The organism is Collinsella sp. AM16-21, from assembly GCF_003471905.1.
Taxonomy (GTDB): Bacteria; Actinomycetota; Coriobacteriia; order Coriobacteriales; family Coriobacteriaceae; genus Collinsella.
The window spans coordinates 1-17,795 of sequence record NZ_QRKJ01000024.1 but is presented as its reverse complement, the minus strand read 5'-3'; the positions used below and the strand labels follow the sequence as shown (position 1 = coordinate 17,795).

The window sequence follows — 17,795 nt, the reverse complement described above, 5'->3', positions numbered from 1 at the left end:
GCACCCCTCGACCACACCGCCGCTGGCAAAATAAAAACCGCAGGTAGGCGGCTTGCGGTTTTCGCGAAACAAAGGTTGTGGTCGAGGGGTCGGGTCAAAAAGTAGTAGATGGCCCGCTTTCGTGGCGGAGGCATCCCGAGCGGCTAATCCAGGGTGCCAGCGAGCGGGAAAAACGACCGTCTAGCAACCGATTTGCAGCCAATTGCACATGACGTTGGCTCGTAGCTCCGTTTCCGCCGTCTTTTGAGCCTCAGTTTTGTTCCTATAGCGCAATTCCAGGCGCGAACAAAGACTTCTAACGATCGCATCAAGCTGGTCAGCATCGTTAAGCATGTCGTGCGTAACTAGAAACACGTCATATCCCATGGTTTGCAGCGCTGTCATGCGTTTGACATCGTGGTCGAGAACGGCGCCCGTCCCATGGATGACTTCTCCCTGAAGCTCCACGATGCCCGCCTTCATTATGGTCGGATTCACGATCACGATATCCCCGTAGCAGACATTTTGCCCCGCAATACTCTGCGCGGATGCGGTCAGCGGCGTAAGGTCGTTGACGTAGACGTTTCGAAAGCCGGCCCCGCCGCGGAAGCGCGGAAGCGACAGCAATAGAATTCCGGCCACCTCGAGCGGGGACGCAGCTATACCCGTCACCATCTGCGTGGCGTTGTAAAACTTCGTGCCCCATTTGCGGCTTTTCATCTTCTTGGCGTACTCATGAAGTTCATGTAACTCGACGAGCGGCTTTCTCATCCAAAGCGATGTGCCCTTTAGCTTGGTGACCTCTTTCGATTTCTTTTTGCCGTTTGGCCCCTTTACAGGTTCCTTGACCTTTACGCGCGCATAGACGCGCTTCCATGGCGCTTCGTCCTGGCTTTCATCGAGGTCAAAGAGGGATTCGGTGGTGGCCTCTTTGGCGGCATTTTTGGCGGTGTCTTTGGCCTTGCGCAGCTCTGCTTCGACAGCGGCGGTGGGCTCAAAGACGGAGAACCATCCGCAGAATTCATACATGGCAAGGACAAGATCCATGGGAGACAAAAAGCGCGCCATGGTAAATAGCGTCGCAAGCGGATTGGTTACCCTAAAGCCCAATGTGGTTTCCAACGTACTGTCCACCCCCGAAGCGTCTTCGCAGTGGATTGTCGTTCGCAAACCCGAATGGTAGTTAACGCCACCAGGCGCTGTCGTGGTAATGATCGGGGTCTTGAGGACGTCGGTTACGAAAGGGGCTTGGGATAGGGCACGCCAGCCGTCTTCGGTGCTTGGCAGGCGTGGGTAGAGGTCGCGCACTTGCGGTGGGCAGCGCCAGTAGCGGAATGCGGTGTTTGCGCAGACGATTTCGTCCATTTGCGCCTCCCCTGGTATCGGCCGTAGGCCATGCGGATTGCGGACATGGCCGATTATCTACCGGGGCATCATGCGTGTAAGTACCGGAAGCAAACCAAAAGCTTGACGAGTTCCGCCGAAAAACCGTCGTGTGATAGAAATCCGCTGGAAGACGCTCTGGACATCTGGTCCCTGTCTCCACATTTGCGCTCGGATCACATGGGGAATTCAATGAAAATACGCATGCGTTTTATACAAAACGGGCAATGGCGTCAATAAAAGGGTGCGATAAAAAAATGACGCCTTAGACGACTGAAATTTGTTTTTGGTGTCAGCCTTGGTGTCAAAACGAAAAAGGCCAGAGGCTTAATACCTCTGACCTGTGCTTTTGATGGTGGGCGATACAAGATTCGAACTTGTGACCCCATCCGTGTGAAGGATATGCTCTACCCCTGAGCCAATCGCCCGTCGCCTTTCGGCAAAAGAGATACTATCATAGCCGTACGTGGTTTACCAAGAACTTTTTGCCCTCGATTTTAAATTCGTGAGTGCTAGCCAAGCCAAAGCAACCAAAGCAATGGGTAAAACAGCAGCTAAACCACCCTTTATCGTTTAATCCACGAGGTCTCGGGACGGCAGATAAGTCGCGCGTTGTTGTAAGCCATGTCGAGCGTGAGGCAGGTGCGTGCGGCGTAGAAACCGTCCTCGCGCTGGATGGTCAACGCCAGCTCGGGCTTGTCGCCGGTCAGGCACAGCGGCAAGAGCAGCTGGATCCGGCCGCCGTAGAATTGCGGCACGGCGAGCGTGTAATTGGCGGCGGCGCGTCGGGCGGCCTCGACGACGGTTCCCTCAAAGGCGCGGCGCAGCAGCAGCGAGTTGCTCTCCCCCATCAGGCTAGCGGGAATACGCGTGAGGTTTTCCTCGTCGCCCAGAATGTGGTCGATGTTGGAGCGGATGGGCAGGCGGTAGTCAAAGACCAGCTCGGAGGGGTCCTCGGCAAAGCGCACGCGGCACGGCAAGTACTCAAACGAGACCAGCATGGGGTCGCTCTCCTTAAAGAAGCCCTTCAAAAACCAGCGCTGGCGCGCGTCGGGCTTGGTGTTGGGCTCAAACAGGCCGTAGATGGTCTCGTAGCGGCGCGTGTACAGGCCGGTGTTGAACAGGCGGCGGTCCTCGTCGAACACCAGCGGCAAGTTGGACGGGGCGGTCTGGTCCACATCGCGCTCGGTCAGGAACACCGCGCGGCTAAACGAAAACGACAGGTAGTTTTTGAGGATGCGGTTGCCGGGACCCCAGTCCTCGGGGTCGGCGAGATCGACCAGGCGGTCGTAGCAGGGCTCGGGGCAAAACGCGAAGTCGTACACATTACTGCACAGGGAGCTAGGGAGTTCCATGTGGTGTCCAATCAATTCATTAACCGGCGTGCGGATGCTTAGATTCTATACGAGCGACAGATCGCCAGTGCCCGCAACGAATCCGCAGCGCAGCTCTTCGGCTATCTCGCTGTTCGTGCGGCGACTGGAAACGAGGTCCTGGATCCAGGCGTAGTACTGGTTGTCTTTTGGTTCGGGGCTGTCAGACAGCACGACCGGAGTGCCTGCGAACCTTAAGACGGACAACGCAAAGACAAGGCTGGTTCGTTTGTTACCGTCTTCAAAGATGTGGTCCTTGACCATGTGCTCGGCCACGTAGGTGACCTGGTCAAAGATGTCTGCGAAGCGATCGGCCGGCGATTGACCGAATATCGTACAGAATGCACCCGCAAGCACGGACTCGACGCGTCCAAGCTCAAGCGCGGCCCGGTCGCCTGTGGCGTCGGTTGTATAGCAGCGCCCGACCGTCATCAGCGTACTGTGCAGGCGCATCACGGCCGCGGCCATATCTTCGAGCGAACCGGCATCATCGAGCACGAGCGGCGCGAACGGATGCGCTCCCCGCTTCGTGTCCGCCATCATGAGTTCTCTAAGAGCCTGAGCGCGTTGGGCATGTTCGAAATGGTCAGCCGAATAGCTTCGTCGATTGACGTGGTACCGCCGAGCAAAATCGGTGATGCTGAATTTGCCACGTGCGCAGTTGAATGATCTTCTTGAGCAACGCAATCAGCGCCGTCATCTTGTTGAACATAGCTCCAAGGCATGTCTGACTCCTCTATAGCTTTACAGACGAAATAGCCTGCGAGTCGTACTCCAGAGCAATCGGTTGCCAGACGAGGTCTTCGATGGTGCAGTTTAGGGTGTCTGCAAGCGCCAATGCCGAGGAAACCGAGGCACGGCGTAGGTCGAGCTGGTTCTGCTCGTAGAGTTGTATGGCGCGAAGCTTAACCCCCGATTGGGCGGCGAGCTGTTTTTGCGTTAGTCCGGCAGCCTTTCGTGCCGCCTTGAGGCCCTTTTTGTCTGCCTGGGCGTTGTTCCATTTTTCGATGACAATCTGGGCGAATTTATCTTCGGAGGCCTCGTGGAGCGGATGGTACGAGCCGATGATCCAATCGAGCGGAGCGACTTCGAGTAGCTTATTAAAGCCCAAGCTGCTCATCCATTGCGTATAGGCCAAAACCCAGCCCGCCCAATACTGAGGCGAACGGTCGAACGGATAGGTCTCCCTGCATTCGACGGGAGTCAGTCCCGCATGGGCAATAATATCGCGCGCGAGCTCGTCGCCCGCCATGCCGCAGACGACGCGAGGCATACCGCGCTCAAACTGTTTCATCTCAAGAGCGTTCGACAGGATCGCCGTCAACTCGGCTGGAGTCAGCCCTTGGTCACAGAGGGCAAAATCGACCGCCTCGCCCAGCGTTCTCATGGCATCCTCGAGATATATCTCACTGTAGGCGTGGGTCATCGCCCGTCATCCCCTCTCGAATGATATCGACGATACGAATTCCCTCAAATGGATTTTCGCCAAGTAGCTCCCGGTAGTGCGCTCTTGCCGCTTCATCTCGTTCCTTGGCCAATGGACCATACAGAGCTTGCTGCGCACGTTCAAATCCAGCAAAACGAACGCTCTTAAACGCACGCTCGCTTTTGAGCACAATCTGCTCCCCCAGGTTACCGAGCCTCATAGATCGTCCAAGCTGATCGACGGTGATCGTATTGTTTACAAAAGCTCTGGCATAGCTAAAGTACGAGTCGTCCGCACGCCACCCCCTTATTACGTCGCAAGTGCTCGTCCGAGGTAGAAAGTGATCATGGAGATATTCGCACGCCCCCGCGGCAATGGCGGTATCTTTGTGAAAAGAACGATGCTCAACGAGCAACGCTATCCAATGCAGGACGCAATATTGCGGCGATAGCAAGTCGAGAACTTTGAGATCGGCTATATCGAGTTCATAGCGATTCGCAAAGCCATCGGCATCGCGCGAACATGCCCATTCCCTTGCAAGGTCGAGGCTCTCTGTGCAATAGAATCCCTGTCCATAGTCGTTATGGATTTTCCCCAGGCCAAGCTGGGGAGTCTCAATGATTTTCTGAGAACCATGCCACAGTTCCACGTGAGTCTCCTAACAGGTATCGCTCTAGCGATAGTATAACATACTATCGCTAGAGCGATACCTGTATTCAAATAGCAAGAGGGTGTCTGGAACCGAGTTTGAGTTCAATACTGGCTTCTAAGGCTCGCCGAGTCCGGAAGTATGCGACAAAATTCAGACTTGCTGATCACGCCGGAGCACACTAACGCCTCGTCCTGCTTACAGAGCTTCATAGACACGCACCTCATCTTGCTCGATGCTTTTGCGGAATGCCGGGCGCATGTGCTCTGGTGGGTTGGTGACGATATCAACCTTTCGCCCAAGTTCCCTCTCGAGCTCATGGGTGAGTTCGTAAAGCGTGCCGAACGTCATGGTGTTGCCGCAGACTAGGCGCAAGTCAATATCGCTATCGGGCGTTTGTTCGCCTCGGGCAAACGAGCCAAATAAAAAGGCTCTGTTAGACCAAGATTGACATACATATGTCATCACGGCGCCATATCGTTAGCCTCGTAGACCGCGGGGCAGCATGAACGCCGAGGACCTGGTAATCACCTTCAAGAGGGACATCGCGAGCCTCAGCAGGACCGAACGCCGCCGGCTCCGCCTACGAGGCCGAGCGCTCCCCGCGCTGCGGGTCCGCCGCGGTCGTGAAGAAGGGCAAATCAAAGAACGGCGAGCAGCGTTACCTCTGCCAGGATTGCGGCAGGACCTTCGGCATGGGCAGCGGGCACATCCTGGGGACGAGCAGGCTCCCGAAGGAGACCTGGATGGCCAATGCCGAGTGCTTCGTTCTCATGCTGCCCCTGCGCGAATGCGCGGGGCGCTGCCATGTCTGCCTCAAGACCGCCTACACCATGCGCCACAGGCTCATCGAGTGTCTCTCGGCCTACTCGCCCTCGTTCAAGACCGGGCGGGGCTGCGGCTGCGAGCTCGACGAGACCTACTTCCCCGAGTCGTTCAAGGGCAACCACACGAAGGGGTCATTTACGATGCCACGTCACTCCCGACATCGTGGCAAGCAGGTGCACAGGCGCGGACTGTCGCGCGAGCAGATCTGCGTCATGACCGGCGTGAACGACTCGAACGAGACGTTTCTCCAGGTCTCGGGACGAGGCATCCTGTCGAGGAAACGCGCCATGGACGTGCTGAGGGACCGCATCGCGTCCGCTTCCGTCGTAGCGACGGACAAGGCGTCCGCCTATGTCGACGTCCTCGCGGAGCTCGAGGTCGACGCACACACGGCCTACGATTCCAAGGACCCTTCCGAGGGGACCATCAACCGGATCAACACCGTCCATTCGCTCCTCGATACCTTCATGAAGCCGTTTAAGGGCGTGTCGACGAAGCACCTCGGCACCTACCTCGCTTGGTTCAAGTGGTGCCGGACCTTCATGGCGACCGATTCCGGCACCGCCGAGCGCACGGTCGCGCGACAGCTCGCCAACGGCGTGTGCAGGAGCCGCATCCATGATATGTTCAACGTCCTGCCGCCCTAAATGGACTACTGGACCGAAGCCGCCGCATAGAGACAGTAGAATGGTCGCATCGCGATATACGAGGAAAGGTGCAGCCATGCCGTCGAATATACCGGCCACGACGATCCGGATCGACCCGGAGGCCAAAAAGGAGGCCACGGCCATCCTGGACGAGCTCGGCCTGTCCATGTCCACCGCCGTCAACGCGTTCCTCAGGGCGCCCGTCCGGAAGGGCGGGTTGCCGTTCGAGATGAGGGTCAAGGCGCCGGTGCCCGACGGGAAGACGGCAAGATAGTCGGCAAATCGACTTGGGCGATGGGACCCTCACGATTGACCCGACAGATCTTGAGCACATCGCCCCCTTGCCGGATTCAAACCCGGCAAGGGGGCGATTATCTTGCAATTTCAAAAAGATGATTGGGGCAGAATGTCAATCATGGTCTAACAGAGCCTATGGCTTTCTCTATCGTTACCGTTTAGGTAAATCCAGCAGACACCTTGTTTCGGGCCCGCCGCGATGAGCGTTTCGGGATTCGAGTATTTGGCCTCTACGACGACGCCGTCAAGAACTGCGGTTCCGACAATGTCGTCCATGAGGGCGGTTTTGAATGGAGAGAAGAAGAACATCCATTTGCCGCATTGGACGGGATCTATGTCGTGGATTCGTTCCTTATTGATAAACCAAATCCATGAGAACGATTTGGCCCTGGCAATCGAGCCAGATTCGTTAAGAAGCGTCTCGACAATCGGATGCTAAGGGCATATTCCGAATACCCGATCGTTTGGCGTCACGTATATTGATTTCTTTTAAATTCGCTCACCATTCCAGCGCAGATCTTCTCAATACTATCGGGAAAGAGCGTGGATTCGGTTACGCCAAGATTGCCCAATTCGATAAGCAGGGATTTTTTCCTTTCAGATGGCACTATGCAACGACCGGCTATTACGGGGCTGTCTTTGGGTAGTGGACTTATGAATTCCTCAAACGATAAATAAGGATCTTCACCACGAATGTCATTTGGGAAAAGGATATATTGCCCCGACTGAGCGGCCTGTCTATCAAGATATCTAGTTCCGTAGACAAATAACGTGTCTTCGCAGCACTCCTTAAACCATTTTGCCTGATCGGTTGGTTCAGGGCAATTTGAAAGCACTAGATCACGTTGATAGTCAAAGTATGGTCTAGATATTGCAAGTGAAGCAAAGTCTGATAACACTTTAGGGTTCATAAGCAGATGCCACGAGTCCGCGATTGCCTGACAGATGGGATATTCCTGCTTATCCCCTCCCGGTCGCCTAAAGATAAATACTTCGCCCACGTCATCCAGATTTCCGCAGGCGAAATAGAGGGCTGCAAGTGCATTTGAAGTGACATCTAATAGTCTGGTGGGGACTCCGTAGTGCTGGAGGCAGGCTAAAAGATCAATCGGAAGCAAATCTCGCTTGAAGATATTTGGCATTATGCGGCAGGCAGTTTCAATAATGTCCGCCTCGTGCGTAAGGCTGCCTATGATAGGGGAAATGGTGTCCGATCCCGGTTTACGCCAATAGCTATCTCTTCCGATTGACGGAACAAGATCAAACTTAGTCGATCCTTGTCCTCGGAAAACAAATGTAGATTCATATGTTCTGGCGTCACCATTTATTGTTGGTGAAAGTCCGTTGATGTATTTGATATACGAGGCTACATCTTCAACCTCAATTTTAGTTTCATTAGACATATATCAATCCTTTAGTGGAATAAGAAGCTTTATTAACGGCAGTATTTGGATTGCAATTATCTTATCGCTCTGGCAGATGGGGCGTAAGGCTCAACATCGGTAACAGATTGTGAAGCTGTAGAGCAAAACGAAATAGTGCCGTCTCAGCGGTGGCTGGTACGGCACCAATCTCTAAGAAAATGAATTTGAAAAAGGCTAAAGGCTTCTGAAATAGCTGCTTTACCTCTCCCCTGGTTTCGCTTAAACGGGGTCTCAGCAGCGAAATGCTGCACCTAACAGCACTGTCCCCAGTAGGAAAAGCGCCACAGAGGCGACGACCCAGTTGTTGTCGCCGGTCTTGGGGAGCGCCGCAGTTGTTGCGGTGGCAGCCTTGGGCTTGGAAGCTTTGGCGACTGTGGTCTTGGTTGCTGTCTTTGTTGTCTTGGTTGTCGTGGCCGCGGGCTTCAGCGAGGGATTTGCCGTGGGCCCCGTGGTGGGCTCTCCTGCAGCTGGGTTAGCATCGGCGGGAGACTTGTCCGTGCCATCGCCCGGCACCTCGCCCCTGTCGGTCTCCCCCGCCGGAGGCATGGCGCCCTCGGGCTCAACCACCACATGCGGTGCCACCGCACCGGAGGCATCCACCACGCCACCAGCACCAAAGGCTCCGCCGGCAGGCGCCACAAACCGCGCTGACACAAGCGACCCGCCCAAGCACGCAACACCGCCGTCGTCACCGGTCGCATCGAGCCACGAGGCATCGACAGAAAGCCGACAGCCGGCCGCACCATCGCCAAGGCCCGCATCTTGCAGATACACGCCGTAGGCGCGCACACCCGTTCCGGTCCCGGCGCCCGCGGCAACGACGCGCCCGCCGCCGCGCACGGCTATGTCGCCTGCGATCACGCCGGCGACCGCCTCGTCCGTAATATCGGCCCCGTCCGCCCGGGCATCGACAGTGCAGCCGTCCACCACGAGTGCCTGCGATACGTGGATCCCGCACTGCGAGCCCGTCGCGGTCAGGGTCCCGGAGCCGCGAAGCGTCAGGTTGCCCCACACCTCCATGCCGCACAGCGTGATGTCCGCATTGGGTGCATGCGACTCCGTCACGGAGTTTTGCCCGGCAAGCGTCAGCACCAGGTCGCCCTCGGCGCCGATGGCCTCGCCCGCGTAGCCGTTGAGCTCCAGGTGGTCGGCATCGGTCCAGGCCCAGCCGGGACCCGACACGCCCGGCTCGTAGTACGTCGCGCCCGCGATGATGAGGCTCTCCGCGCCCGCGGCATAAGAAGGCCCGCCCAGCAAAACGCATAGGCAGGTCATGGCAGTAAACAGGATGTAGTGACGGCTAGTGTGGAACGCGGAAGCAAACATAACCGCTCCGATCTTCGCAAGAGCCAATGGAAGCTGCCTCAGAAAACTACCTGGTAGCAGCAGTTAATAGTGTAGCGAGATCGGGCGAGTAGCGAACGAATTGCCTGTAAACGAACCCCAAACTTAGGTGTAAATCGTTTTGTCAGTCGGTGAAAGGAGGAGCCTCCATAAGCTAATTGGTCGTCCGTAAAATCCAAGCCCATATCGAAGAGGTCAACGAACCTCTAGGCAGAGGCGAGTTAAGGCTGCTCGTCACCCGCATTCACACGCATTGCTCTTTCAGTTTCGATCATTTTACGAACGACAAACTTCATTTTCTCATTCTTAGAAATAATAATTTCCAGGCAATCTTTGAGCTCATCGTCACTTTGAACAACAATGAGATTATTTTCCTTCGAAACCTGAATTTCCCCGGTATATAAATCCCAGGTTTGACAGAATATATCTTCATCTAAGACTAAATCGATTGGATAGACGGCGCCTAACCTCATTGTCAGTACTCTAAATTTATACTCCGAAGTATAAAGGTCGAAAGCATAATCGGACGGCGAATAAGAATCGTTCGCATCGGTGAGATTCAGGGCGGTATTCTCTACTTTTTCCGTTTTTGGAACAGTGAGACGCTCCATTAATTCGCGTGAGGACCACATACTGCTAGTTGTTCTGGTGGTAAAGGCAAGTTTTACAAAACGAGCTTCGATCAGGCCACTGGACGCAGCTTTCACATCTTCGCACTGCCCCTGCATGATTGCTTCAACGTTCTCGGCGGATTTTTCCAAGGGCTGATCAATAATGTCCGCCCAGAAATTTTCGCTACCTACCATGACACTTCCCCATTTCCATAGTTACCAAAAGCGGCAAATGGTCACTGTACTTTGAACACGGCCGTGAATTAACAATAAGTTTAGTATCACCAATTTGACGAAGATAGCGGCAGTCGATAATGCAGTCCGCCAACTGCCAATCTACAACGATTTGATCGAGCGAATGCCAATAATAGGTACCGTCACCTGAACCCAAATAAAATGAACCCAGATTAGAATTGGACTCTGATAGAAATTCAAGAGCGGGGTTATACATCACTGGATACGACGACCCATCGCTCTCTCTTTCTTTCAGTCTCTTTGCAACCTCTTTGAAAAAGGTCGAATTTAAGGAATCGAGTTTTACCATTTCGGGGTCAAATGGATTGCAATTGAAATCGCCTATCAGCATATTGAAGCTGCCGGGGCACGACGTCTTTGTAGTATTTAGCTCGCTAACGAGTTTTCTAATTATCCTCTCGCGATGATCACCTTGCGGATCGTTGCGCTTGTCTGGCAAGTGAACAATTGAGGTATTCACGGGCACGCCGTCAAGAATTAATGTGCACGTCAGATTTTTAATAACCGCAGAGGCTTGCTGCGAACAAATTGAAGACTTGACGAGCAGCTTCGTTTTCGTCCTGTCGTCAATGGATTCCACTGTTCGATAACGACCACCAAGTAATTCGGTCAATCGCTGAAAGTCAGTTTGATCTGCCTCCGCAAAAGCCGCTACATCAACGTCATAAAGTTGAACGGCAATGTGGACAAGATCCGCAAGGCTCTTGCGAGCTAAATTCCAAAAGAATAATCGCAAAACCTCACCCGGCTGTCCTCATGAATTCAAAACCTAACAGCTTTAATATACTCTGCGCTTCTGTGTTCTTCATTGACTAATTTATTGTGGTTTAACTGGCATAGTCTGAGCCCCTATGCTGTCACAAAATAAAACAGCAAGTGAGTCACAAATTCATCAAACTGCACAACGTTCATTAATGGATATAACCTATCAGACATATACCAATTGAATGGCCTTTCGTTGGGATTCGCGCCTCTTGCCATATCAACTAATAGCCCAATTGAATGGTTATCCGCTACTAGTTCTAATAAATCAAACGTGTCGGTTGTCCGTGTTCGACACAGTGCGCAAAAGGTATCCAGAAATGCCAGACCCTCAACGGCTATATAGTCAGAAACGATCTGATAGAAGGATGCAAAAGACAGGAGAGGCGTATCACCTTGTTGATATCGCTCTTGGCAGAATGAATCTAACCAGTCGAGCATGGTTCTTCCATCTTGATTAATTGAAGTACGATGAAACATCGATATGTTGTTCCTGTCACTAACAACTCCAGATTCAAGATTAATCGCAAGTCGAAATGTTTGATCTTGTGAGGAATAGTTGACGGGACTTATGTAGCCGTCGTTATGTTCGCTTGCATTGCGTATTGCCGAAAGCAGAACTACAAATGGCTCAGCTTCGAGGATCTCTTTTAGTTTAACCCAATCAGATGAATGGACCTCATTAGCCAAAGTGCTGCTCAGTCTGCTAATACTCGTGGTGCATTCTTTTACCACCGCTGAAAAACGAAGGGCTTTGGATATAAAGCCGTGGGCGTAGTAAACACAGTCGCGCATATAATCAGTGCAGTTGGCGTTATATCTCACTTTAATGGCCTCATCGCGTGATAAATCACATCTCATTAAAAGATCCGTGCATGCGGTTGCATAATCTGACCAGCATGCGGCAATGCGTTCAAAGGACCCCTGCATACGTCCCAATGAAATCAGACATTCAATTGTTGACGAGCCAAGAGAATCTCTGATTTTGGTGACGGGAAATCTGCAGGCGGTATTCGGCATATAAGAAACTAGGCTGCAGTTCGAAAATGAAAACTGAGGCACTTCGTTCCAGCGCCAGGAAGGAGCAACGTACACTGGGCTTGTAATTATCTCGCTCAAATGATCCATGAAAGCGCTCCTTAATATCCATGTTTTAGCTAGCTCTATATGCTAAGTAAAACTTGTCGTTCAGCTTCAGGAATAGCGTGAGGGCTCAATCATTTACGCAAAACTAATTCTGTCATTCTCAGATGATGAGGTCATCGTATTTGCTCGTACAACTTTACGCTTGGTCTGCACACGCTTCATGAGGCCCTGGATGGAGCTTGCGCGGAAGTTGTCGGAGTTGGACTTCATCGTCAGGCGGCAGACGGCCACGACCGGCTTCGGCTTGCCGGCGTACACGCGGTCTCACACCATCTGCAGCACCTCGTCGGGGACGAAGTCCTTGCGAGTGCGGTTGGCATCCACGATGGTCTCGATCAGGTTCTGCGGCACGTCCTTGTAATTGGCCAGCAGCTGCTGGGTGTCCACAGCAGACGACTGCCGACGTAGTCGAAGCTGGCTAGATGCCCCTTACTTCTTCCGCCCCCAAAAACGAGAAATGACTTGATAACACACGTCAATACGCTTAAGACACATGAGGGTAACAACAATAAAATTGCAGCATAGAGCTAGAGAGAAAGCAGTAAATAGGTTATTCACAGCTGCGATATCGTTAATCTCGCCGGATATAGCCATACAACCAACCGACAGAAAGCCTACGACGACCGACCACAACACGTCAGAGAACAGCTCATCAATTAACTTGATTTCTTGAGCGTTTTCTCCCAGTTCGCCATTACTTAGGTTCAAGTTAATCCTAAGCTCAAAGATCATTACTGCAAGACCACACATGAAGCCCGAAATAACCGATATGGCAGTCATCGCATTTGCAAAATAGGAACGAACAGTAGCGGCATTATCGGTTTCAATCATTGCCCAAATAAACAATCCAATAGGAATGACAAAATGAACGAAAATATCTGGTTTATAAAGGGAGTCGTCGTCAACCGAATGAAGCGTTCTTAAATAGCGGATAAATAAACCCCTAAGTGAAATCTTCCCCATACGAAACCGCCATTCATTAATTAAGCCCGTCCAAGACGATGCTCAATAACCTCGCACTTTTCGTTGCACCTCTTTACAAATGCGGAATCATTGAGGACAGCATCGCCACGTTCGTTAAGGAGCTCTCTAATTTTCATATCAAACGATGATGAAATGTCGAATTGCACGGTTCGGCCATCCTTGCTATTAGCTCGAACAAATACATCGACCTTATCATCTGTTATGTCAGATTCTACAAGGCCAAACATCGTTTTTGCTTTGTTGAAATCCGATAGAGCTTCTTTAAGTAGGGCAATCGGAAAAGGTTGCCTTCTCTTATGGGCCAACTTATATGAAATGTAATTAGCACCAGTAATTAACGAATCCGCCATGTCGCTTGACCTAAGATATTTACGAACTTCAAAATCTTCGATGCTCTTAAAGGCATCAAGCGATTCTTCTTCTGCTATAGGCTCCCAATCTAAAAGACATCCTGGGACCGCCGCTTTTAACCAGTTCTTAAATGGCGCCTTCAGAAACGTGTCACCGGCAGATCCGTTTACATGTTCAACGCATAAAATTGCATAGTTTCCAACAGGATTTCTAAGATATACCCTCGAACGAACCATGGGTGCCTTTTCGCTATCATATTCACCAACTATGGAATCTGATCCAGGATCAAGAATGGCAAAATCTTCACCGTTTGAACCAGATTGAAGTTCAAGCAGAACACCTTCATCTTGAACTTTTGGCTTTTCAAGATGGCAGTATTTCCCAACATCCTTTTGCTGGATTGCACCTTGGTCTGATCCGCAAAATTCAACGAACGCTCGAGTGAATCCACCTTTATAGAGTGAATCGAGCTCAAACAGCTTGTCGGGCTTGCGAGCTTCATGACAAGTCAGTTTATAAGCAACAAGTGTCCTTCGAGAAGTAACAGGCATAGAATCACAACCTAGTGCTTAATTCATCCCAATTCAGAATCAACGGCAATTGCTAAAAACACACGTTGCAGCGATATAGATTCGGGCATACGGGCTAAAGAAACTTGCAGACAATATCGTACGCTTCTTGTTCTTTGCGTAAGACATCCTTTGAAAATGAGACCTCGTATTCACAAGGCGGATCGAGTTCAAAAAGATTGAAGAACTCGTTCGGCTCGTCACAGTACACTGGGCAATCATTCATTAAGGGATGCGGCTCAAAGCGAAATTGGTCTCCGGTAATATCGATTACAGTGCCATCGGCAAGTTTAAGCCAAGCATGGGACTGCGAATCATTTGTTGAAGAGTCGCGATACGTTCCAGATGCATACCATGTTTTGATGCCATGCTCGCTTAGGTACCTTTGCAGTAAATCGCTTGTATATCCGCAACAAGCTCTTGGAAAGGACGCGATTACAGTGCGAGAAAGTTCACCGGACTCTTGGGCACGGCTAATCGCCATGCGGAAGGCGTTTGCAAGTGATCGTGCATACTCAACTTCATTATCTAAATTGTCGCTCAATGAATGCCCTCCTCAAATGAAAGCATGACCCTTTCGTCTACTGTATCCAGTTTAATCCTAAAATTGCTCCAAATTCGTTCTTAGATTCAGGATGAAAGTCCCGTTACATCGCAGCTGTCAGCGATCCGCTTCCTACGGCTCATGTTTAGTGCCAACCCATAGTAAGCTGCAACATAGATAGATAGCAGGGGCAGCGATCGGCAAATTAGTAGTTCCCGATTGATAAGTTCGCAAATAACCCAGCCATGATGTCTCGTTCATCAGTCTGCTGCAGATGTAGCTCAGTTTTTCGCTCTTTAGAAGTTGTTTGAACACAAGGTCGAGATCTTCATCGTCTTGTATTGTGATATTGCACGGCTCGGCCTCTACGAATTTATAACGGTCGTAGATCTTTGCAAGATCGCCGCATATGCCTCCTGTTGATCTATGTTGAGGCTGAGAAAGCACCTCTAACCACGGGTTTTCACTGGGAGGCATAAATAACCCACCTAACTCAAATGGATATCAACTAACAGCGGCAAATGGTCGCTTATCTTGCTGTTGAGAGGAACTTTTGCAATCAAGTCCCTATTCCCTATCTTCTTTAGATAGCTATAGGAATTAATGGAGTCCATCAATTCTGGGCCTACCAGGGCTTGGTCATAACAGTTCCAAATTGGGTTGGTGCAATCTCCGGAATAGTAAAAGGATCCGTAGTTCTTCAGCTCCTCCAATAACCAATGAATTGTCGGTTTATACAGAAAGGGGTATTCGTCACCGCACCATGTTCTTCCGGTTTTATTTCTAACTAACCCTTTAAATAGCATCTCGGTAAATGCGTTGGGGAGAAGCAGCTCCTTCTCATATGGATTTGCATTTAAATCGCCCATAACGATCGTCTTGTTAATTGATAGCTCATTTTCATACCCGTGAATCACATCCATCATCTTGCGGATATCCATTAGCCTTGGTTCCGAATCAGCTGAAAGCATACGGTCAACAAGATGCGCGGCCGCAATAACGAAATAGGTCTTGCCTATTTTCATCGACAGCACGGTAAACCGAGATTCCTCAAAGCAATCAATAACTTCAATGGACTCCTGGGCAATGATTTTGACTTTGTCACACCCACCGTAACCCATTGGGCAATATCCAGTGCCCATTAAGAGTTCATCTGAGAACTCAGTTCCAGAAAACTCACCAAAAGCAGCAATGCCGACCTTATTCTCTCGCATGCACGCGGGGCAAGGTCGGCATTGTCTTTATTATCTATGTCCCATAAGAGCAGCTTAATAGAACAGCTCAGAGAAAACTACTACACCAGCACGTCAGCAATTCGCTCGCTCGCGTGCCCGTCACCATAGGGGTTCGATGCATGGCTCATGGCCTCGTACTCGGCCTGATCGCTGAGCAGGCGGCTGAACTCGAGGTAGATCACGTCCTCCTCGGTGCCGACGAGCTTCAGCGTGCCGGCGGCCACGCCCTCGGGGCGCTCGGTTGTGTCGCGCATGACGAGCACCGGTTTGCCCAGGCTCGGGGCCTCCTCCTGGATGCCGCCGGAGTCGGTGAGGATGAGGTGGCTCGCCGCCATGAAGTTGTGGAAGTCGAGAACTTCGAGCGGGTCGATGATGTGGAGCCTGTCGAAGCCGTCCAGCTCCTCGTGCGCCGCCTTGCGGACGAGCGGGTTCATGTGGATGGGGTAGATAGCCTTGGTGTCTGGGTGCTCCTCCATCACGCGGCGGATGGCGCGGAACATGCGGTGCATGGGCTCGCCCAGGTTCTCGCGGCGGTGCGCCGTGATGAGGATGAGGCGGGAGCCCTCGGCCCACTCCAGCTCGGGGTGTGAGTAGCCCTCGCGCACGGTGGTGCGAAGGGCGTCGATGCCCGTGTTGCCGGTGACCCAGATCCTGGACGCGGGCTTGCCCTCGGCGAGGAGGTTCTCCTTGCTCGCCTCCGTGGGGGCGAAGTAGTACTCGCTCACGATGTCGACGGCCTGGCGGTTGAACTCCTCGGGCCACGGGCTGTAGATGTCGTGAGTGCGCAGGCCAGCCTCGACGTGCCCCACGGGGATCTGCAGGTAGAAGCAGGCGAGCGCCGCGGCGAAGCTGGTCGTGGTGTCACCGTGGACAAGAACCACGTCGGGCCTCTCGTCCTCGAGGACGGCCTTGAGCTTAAGCAGAACGTCGCACGTCACGTCGAACAGCGTCTGACCCGGCCTCATGATCGCCAGGTCGTGATCGGGAGTCACGCCGAAGACGCGCAGCACCTGGTCGAGCATCTCGCGGTGCTGGCCGGTCACGGTCACGACGGTTTCGAACTCATCCTTGCGCGCCTTCAGCTCGTTGACGAGCGGGCACATCTTGATTGCCTCCGGGCGGGTACCGAAGACGAGCATTACCTTCTTCATATCTTAAATCACTTTCTAAAGTGCTTATAGAGGCTTAGACAGGTACTCCCCCAGCTCCTCCTCCCAGTCGGGCATGCGGAAGCCGGTGGACTCGAGCTTGGACAGGTCGAGCGTGGAGTGGACCGGGCGCGGGGCTACGGGGCCGGCGGCGCCGGCGTAGTAGTCGGCGGTCGATACCGGCACGACCTTGCCCCCGTTGCCGTTGGCGGCATCGAAGACGGCGCGGGCGATGTCGGCCCAGCTCCTCACGGCACCGGAGCAGGTGCAGTTATAGGCGCCGTAGGGGGCGTGCGTGCCCAGCACGTGGAAGATGGCCTCGGCCATGTCGCGCGTGAAGGTCAGGCGGCCCAGCTGGTCGTCCACGACGGTGACCTTGTCCAGCTTGTCCTCGGGGTCGGCGACGCGGTCGGAGAGGCCCTTCATGGTCTTGACGAAGTTGTGCCCCTCGCCGATGACCCAGGAGCTGCGCATGATGTAGTGGCGCGGGCACCCGGCCACGGCGATGTCGCCGGCGGCCTTGGTCTGGCCGTAGACGGAAAGCGGGCTGAGGGGCTCCTCCTCCGTGTGGAACTCCGCGGTGCCGTCGAAGACGTAGTCGGAGGACACGTGGACCAGGGTGATCCCGTGCCCGGCGCAGGTGCGGGCGAGCAGGGCCGGCCCGGTGGCGTTGGCCTTCCAGGCGGTCACGCGGCCCTCGGGGGTCTCCGCCCTGTCCACGGCCGTGTAGGCGCCGCAGTTGATGACGGTGCCGTAGAGCGACCAGTCGTACTTGGAGTAGGCGTCCGGGTCGGACATATCGAAGGTGTCGATGTCGCAGAAGTCGAAGTCCTTGGCGAC

The 17,795-nt window shown here is 53.0% G+C and carries 20 protein-coding genes, 1 tRNA gene and 1 pseudogene; 3 read left to right on the top strand and 19 right to left on the bottom strand.

Annotated features, from left to right (window positions below; genetic code table 11):
- Positions 1–180: 180 nt before the first annotated feature.
- The 7 genes from DW180_RS09870 to DW180_RS09840 form a co-directional block, all read right to left on the bottom strand.
- A complete protein-coding gene (locus tag DW180_RS09870; RefSeq protein ID WP_118238513.1) occupies positions 181–1,344 on the bottom strand; it encodes a hypothetical protein in 1,164 nt (387 codons plus the stop codon).
- Between the two features lie 371 nt (positions 1,345–1,715).
- Positions 1,716–1,790: transfer RNA gene (locus DW180_RS09865), tRNA-Val, on the bottom strand.
- 138 nt (positions 1,791–1,928) lie between these two features.
- The gene (locus DW180_RS09860; protein ID WP_147357394.1) at positions 1,929–2,717 is read right to left on the bottom strand and encodes a DUF3825 domain-containing protein; all 789 of its coding nucleotides are present in this window, start codon (positions 2,715–2,717) and stop codon (positions 1,929–1,931) included.
- A 45-nt stretch (positions 2,718–2,762) separates the two neighbouring features.
- Complete coding sequence (locus tag DW180_RS09855) at positions 2,763–3,275, bottom strand: Fic family protein (RefSeq protein ID WP_158570982.1); 513 nt, start codon at positions 3,273–3,275, stop codon at positions 2,763–2,765.
- Positions 3,276–3,471: 196 nt separating this feature from the next.
- Positions 3,472–4,161 (bottom strand): helix-turn-helix domain-containing protein, encoded by a 690-nt coding sequence (locus DW180_RS09850; RefSeq protein ID WP_118238510.1) that lies wholly within the window; start codon positions 4,159–4,161, stop codon positions 3,472–3,474.
- The gene (locus DW180_RS09845) at positions 4,142–4,810 is read right to left on the bottom strand and encodes a DUF3990 domain-containing protein (RefSeq protein ID WP_118238509.1); all 669 of its coding nucleotides are present in this window, start codon (positions 4,808–4,810) and stop codon (positions 4,142–4,144) included. Before DW180_RS09845 ends, DW180_RS09850 begins: the two co-directional genes overlap by 20 nt.
- 198 nt (positions 4,811–5,008) lie before the next feature.
- Positions 5,009–5,275 carry a nucleotidyltransferase family protein gene (locus DW180_RS09840; protein WP_118238508.1) on the bottom strand — a complete coding sequence of 89 codons (267 nt, stop codon included), beginning with the start codon at positions 5,273–5,275 and terminating at the stop codon, positions 5,009–5,011.
- A gap of 149 nt (positions 5,276–5,424) precedes the next feature.
- On the opposite strand from DW180_RS09840, the pseudogene DW180_RS10600 reads away from it, so the two are divergent.
- The 3 genes and pseudogenes from DW180_RS10600 to DW180_RS09830 form a co-directional block, all read left to right on the top strand.
- A pseudogene (locus DW180_RS10600) lies at positions 5,425–5,478 on the top strand (hypothetical protein); the annotation flags it as partial.
- A gap of 27 nt (positions 5,479–5,505) precedes the next feature.
- Positions 5,506–6,285, top strand: a complete 780-nt coding sequence (locus DW180_RS09835) for an IS1595 family transposase (RefSeq protein ID WP_006235590.1) — start codon at positions 5,506–5,508, stop codon at positions 6,283–6,285.
- Positions 6,286–6,361: 76 nt separating this feature from the next.
- Positions 6,362–6,559: a type II toxin-antitoxin system RelB/DinJ family antitoxin gene (locus DW180_RS09830; protein WP_006235589.1), complete on the top strand. Its 198-nt coding sequence runs from the start codon at positions 6,362–6,364 to the stop codon at positions 6,557–6,559.
- Positions 6,560–7,052: 493 nt separating this feature from the next.
- Here DW180_RS09830 and DW180_RS09825 read toward each other — a convergent pair whose 3' ends face one another.
- From DW180_RS09825 to DW180_RS09775, 12 genes are all read right to left on the bottom strand, one after another.
- Complete coding sequence (locus DW180_RS09825) at positions 7,053–7,985, bottom strand: FRG domain-containing protein (protein ID WP_118238507.1); 933 nt, start codon at positions 7,983–7,985, stop codon at positions 7,053–7,055.
- Positions 7,986–8,237: 252 nt separating this feature from the next.
- Positions 8,238–9,332, bottom strand: coding sequence for a hypothetical protein (locus DW180_RS09820; protein ID WP_118238506.1), 1,095 nt, complete (start codon positions 9,330–9,332; stop codon positions 8,238–8,240).
- A gap of 239 nt (positions 9,333–9,571) precedes the next feature.
- Positions 9,572–10,156 (bottom strand): hypothetical protein, encoded by a 585-nt coding sequence (locus tag DW180_RS09815; protein WP_118238505.1) that lies wholly within the window; start codon positions 10,154–10,156, stop codon positions 9,572–9,574.
- Positions 10,146–10,952, bottom strand: coding sequence for an endonuclease/exonuclease/phosphatase family protein (locus tag DW180_RS10190; RefSeq protein ID WP_147357393.1), 807 nt, complete (start codon positions 10,950–10,952; stop codon positions 10,146–10,148). Before DW180_RS10190 ends, DW180_RS09815 begins: the two co-directional genes overlap by 11 nt.
- Before the next feature lie 113 nt (positions 10,953–11,065).
- Positions 11,066–12,106: a hypothetical protein gene (locus tag DW180_RS10185; RefSeq protein ID WP_147357392.1), complete on the bottom strand. Its 1,041-nt coding sequence runs from the start codon at positions 12,104–12,106 to the stop codon at positions 11,066–11,068.
- A 282-nt stretch (positions 12,107–12,388) separates the two neighbouring features.
- Positions 12,389–12,511: a hypothetical protein gene (locus DW180_RS10685; protein ID WP_255413437.1), complete on the bottom strand. Its 123-nt coding sequence runs from the start codon at positions 12,509–12,511 to the stop codon at positions 12,389–12,391.
- Between the two features lie 42 nt (positions 12,512–12,553).
- A complete protein-coding gene (locus DW180_RS09800; RefSeq protein ID WP_118238503.1) occupies positions 12,554–13,087 on the bottom strand; it encodes a hypothetical protein in 534 nt (177 codons plus the stop codon).
- 20 nt (positions 13,088–13,107) lie between these two features.
- The gene (locus DW180_RS09795) at positions 13,108–14,010 is read right to left on the bottom strand and encodes a hypothetical protein (protein WP_147357390.1); all 903 of its coding nucleotides are present in this window, start codon (positions 14,008–14,010) and stop codon (positions 13,108–13,110) included.
- Positions 14,011–14,104: 94 nt separating this feature from the next.
- Positions 14,105–14,572 carry a hypothetical protein gene (locus DW180_RS10180; protein ID WP_147357388.1) on the bottom strand — a complete coding sequence of 156 codons (468 nt, stop codon included), beginning with the start codon at positions 14,570–14,572 and terminating at the stop codon, positions 14,105–14,107.
- A gap of 488 nt (positions 14,573–15,060) precedes the next feature.
- A complete protein-coding gene (locus tag DW180_RS09785; protein ID WP_118238500.1) occupies positions 15,061–15,786 on the bottom strand; it encodes a hypothetical protein in 726 nt (241 codons plus the stop codon).
- Positions 15,787–15,866: 80 nt separating this feature from the next.
- Complete coding sequence (gene wecB, locus DW180_RS09780) at positions 15,867–16,958, bottom strand: non-hydrolyzing UDP-N-acetylglucosamine 2-epimerase (RefSeq protein ID WP_118238499.1); 1,092 nt, start codon at positions 16,956–16,958, stop codon at positions 15,867–15,869.
- Positions 16,959–16,982: 24 nt separating this feature from the next.
- A partial coding sequence (locus tag DW180_RS09775) for a sugar nucleotide-binding protein (protein WP_118238498.1) occupies positions 16,983–17,795 on the bottom strand: 813 nt, incomplete at its 5' end.

Bases quoted from the DNA above. Each gene is read 5' to 3' on its own strand.
- DW180_RS09860 (WP_147357394.1), bottom strand. From the start codon at position 2,717: ATGGAACTCCCTAGCTCCCTGTGCAGTAATGTGTACGACTTCGCGTTT.
- DW180_RS09815 (WP_118238505.1), bottom strand. From the start codon at position 10,156: ATGGTAGGTAGCGAAAATTTCTGGGCGGACATTATTGATCAGCCCTTG.
- DW180_RS09855 (WP_158570982.1), bottom strand. From the start codon at position 3,275: ATGGCGGACACGAAGCGGGGAGCGCATCCGTTCGCGCCGCTCGTGCTC.
- DW180_RS09840 (WP_118238508.1), bottom strand. From the start codon at position 5,275: ATGACATATGTATGTCAATCTTGGTCTAACAGAGCCTTTTTATTTGGC.
- DW180_RS09825 (WP_118238507.1), bottom strand. From the start codon at position 7,985: ATGTCTAATGAAACTAAAATTGAGGTTGAAGATGTAGCCTCGTATATC.
- DW180_RS09870 (WP_118238513.1), bottom strand. From the start codon at position 1,344: ATGGACGAAATCGTCTGCGCAAACACCGCATTCCGCTACTGGCGCTGC.
- DW180_RS09795 (WP_147357390.1), bottom strand. From the start codon at position 14,010: ATGCCTGTTACTTCTCGAAGGACACTTGTTGCTTATAAACTGACTTGT.
- wecB (WP_118238499.1), bottom strand. From the start codon at position 16,958: ATGAAGAAGGTAATGCTCGTCTTCGGTACCCGCCCGGAGGCAATCAAG.
- DW180_RS09850 (WP_118238510.1), bottom strand. From the start codon at position 4,161: ATGACCCACGCCTACAGTGAGATATATCTCGAGGATGCCATGAGAACG.
- DW180_RS09820 (WP_118238506.1), bottom strand. From the start codon at position 9,332: ATGTTTGCTTCCGCGTTCCACACTAGCCGTCACTACATCCTGTTTACT.
- DW180_RS10185 (WP_147357392.1), bottom strand. From the start codon at position 12,106: ATGGATCATTTGAGCGAGATAATTACAAGCCCAGTGTACGTTGCTCCT.
- DW180_RS09800 (WP_118238503.1), bottom strand. From the start codon at position 13,087: ATGGGGAAGATTTCACTTAGGGGTTTATTTATCCGCTATTTAAGAACG.
- DW180_RS09835 (WP_006235590.1), top strand. From the start codon at position 5,506: ATGGGCAGCGGGCACATCCTGGGGACGAGCAGGCTCCCGAAGGAGACC.
- DW180_RS09785 (WP_118238500.1), bottom strand. From the start codon at position 15,786: ATGCGAGAGAATAAGGTCGGCATTGCTGCTTTTGGTGAGTTTTCTGGA.
- DW180_RS09830 (WP_006235589.1), top strand. From the start codon at position 6,362: ATGCCGTCGAATATACCGGCCACGACGATCCGGATCGACCCGGAGGCC.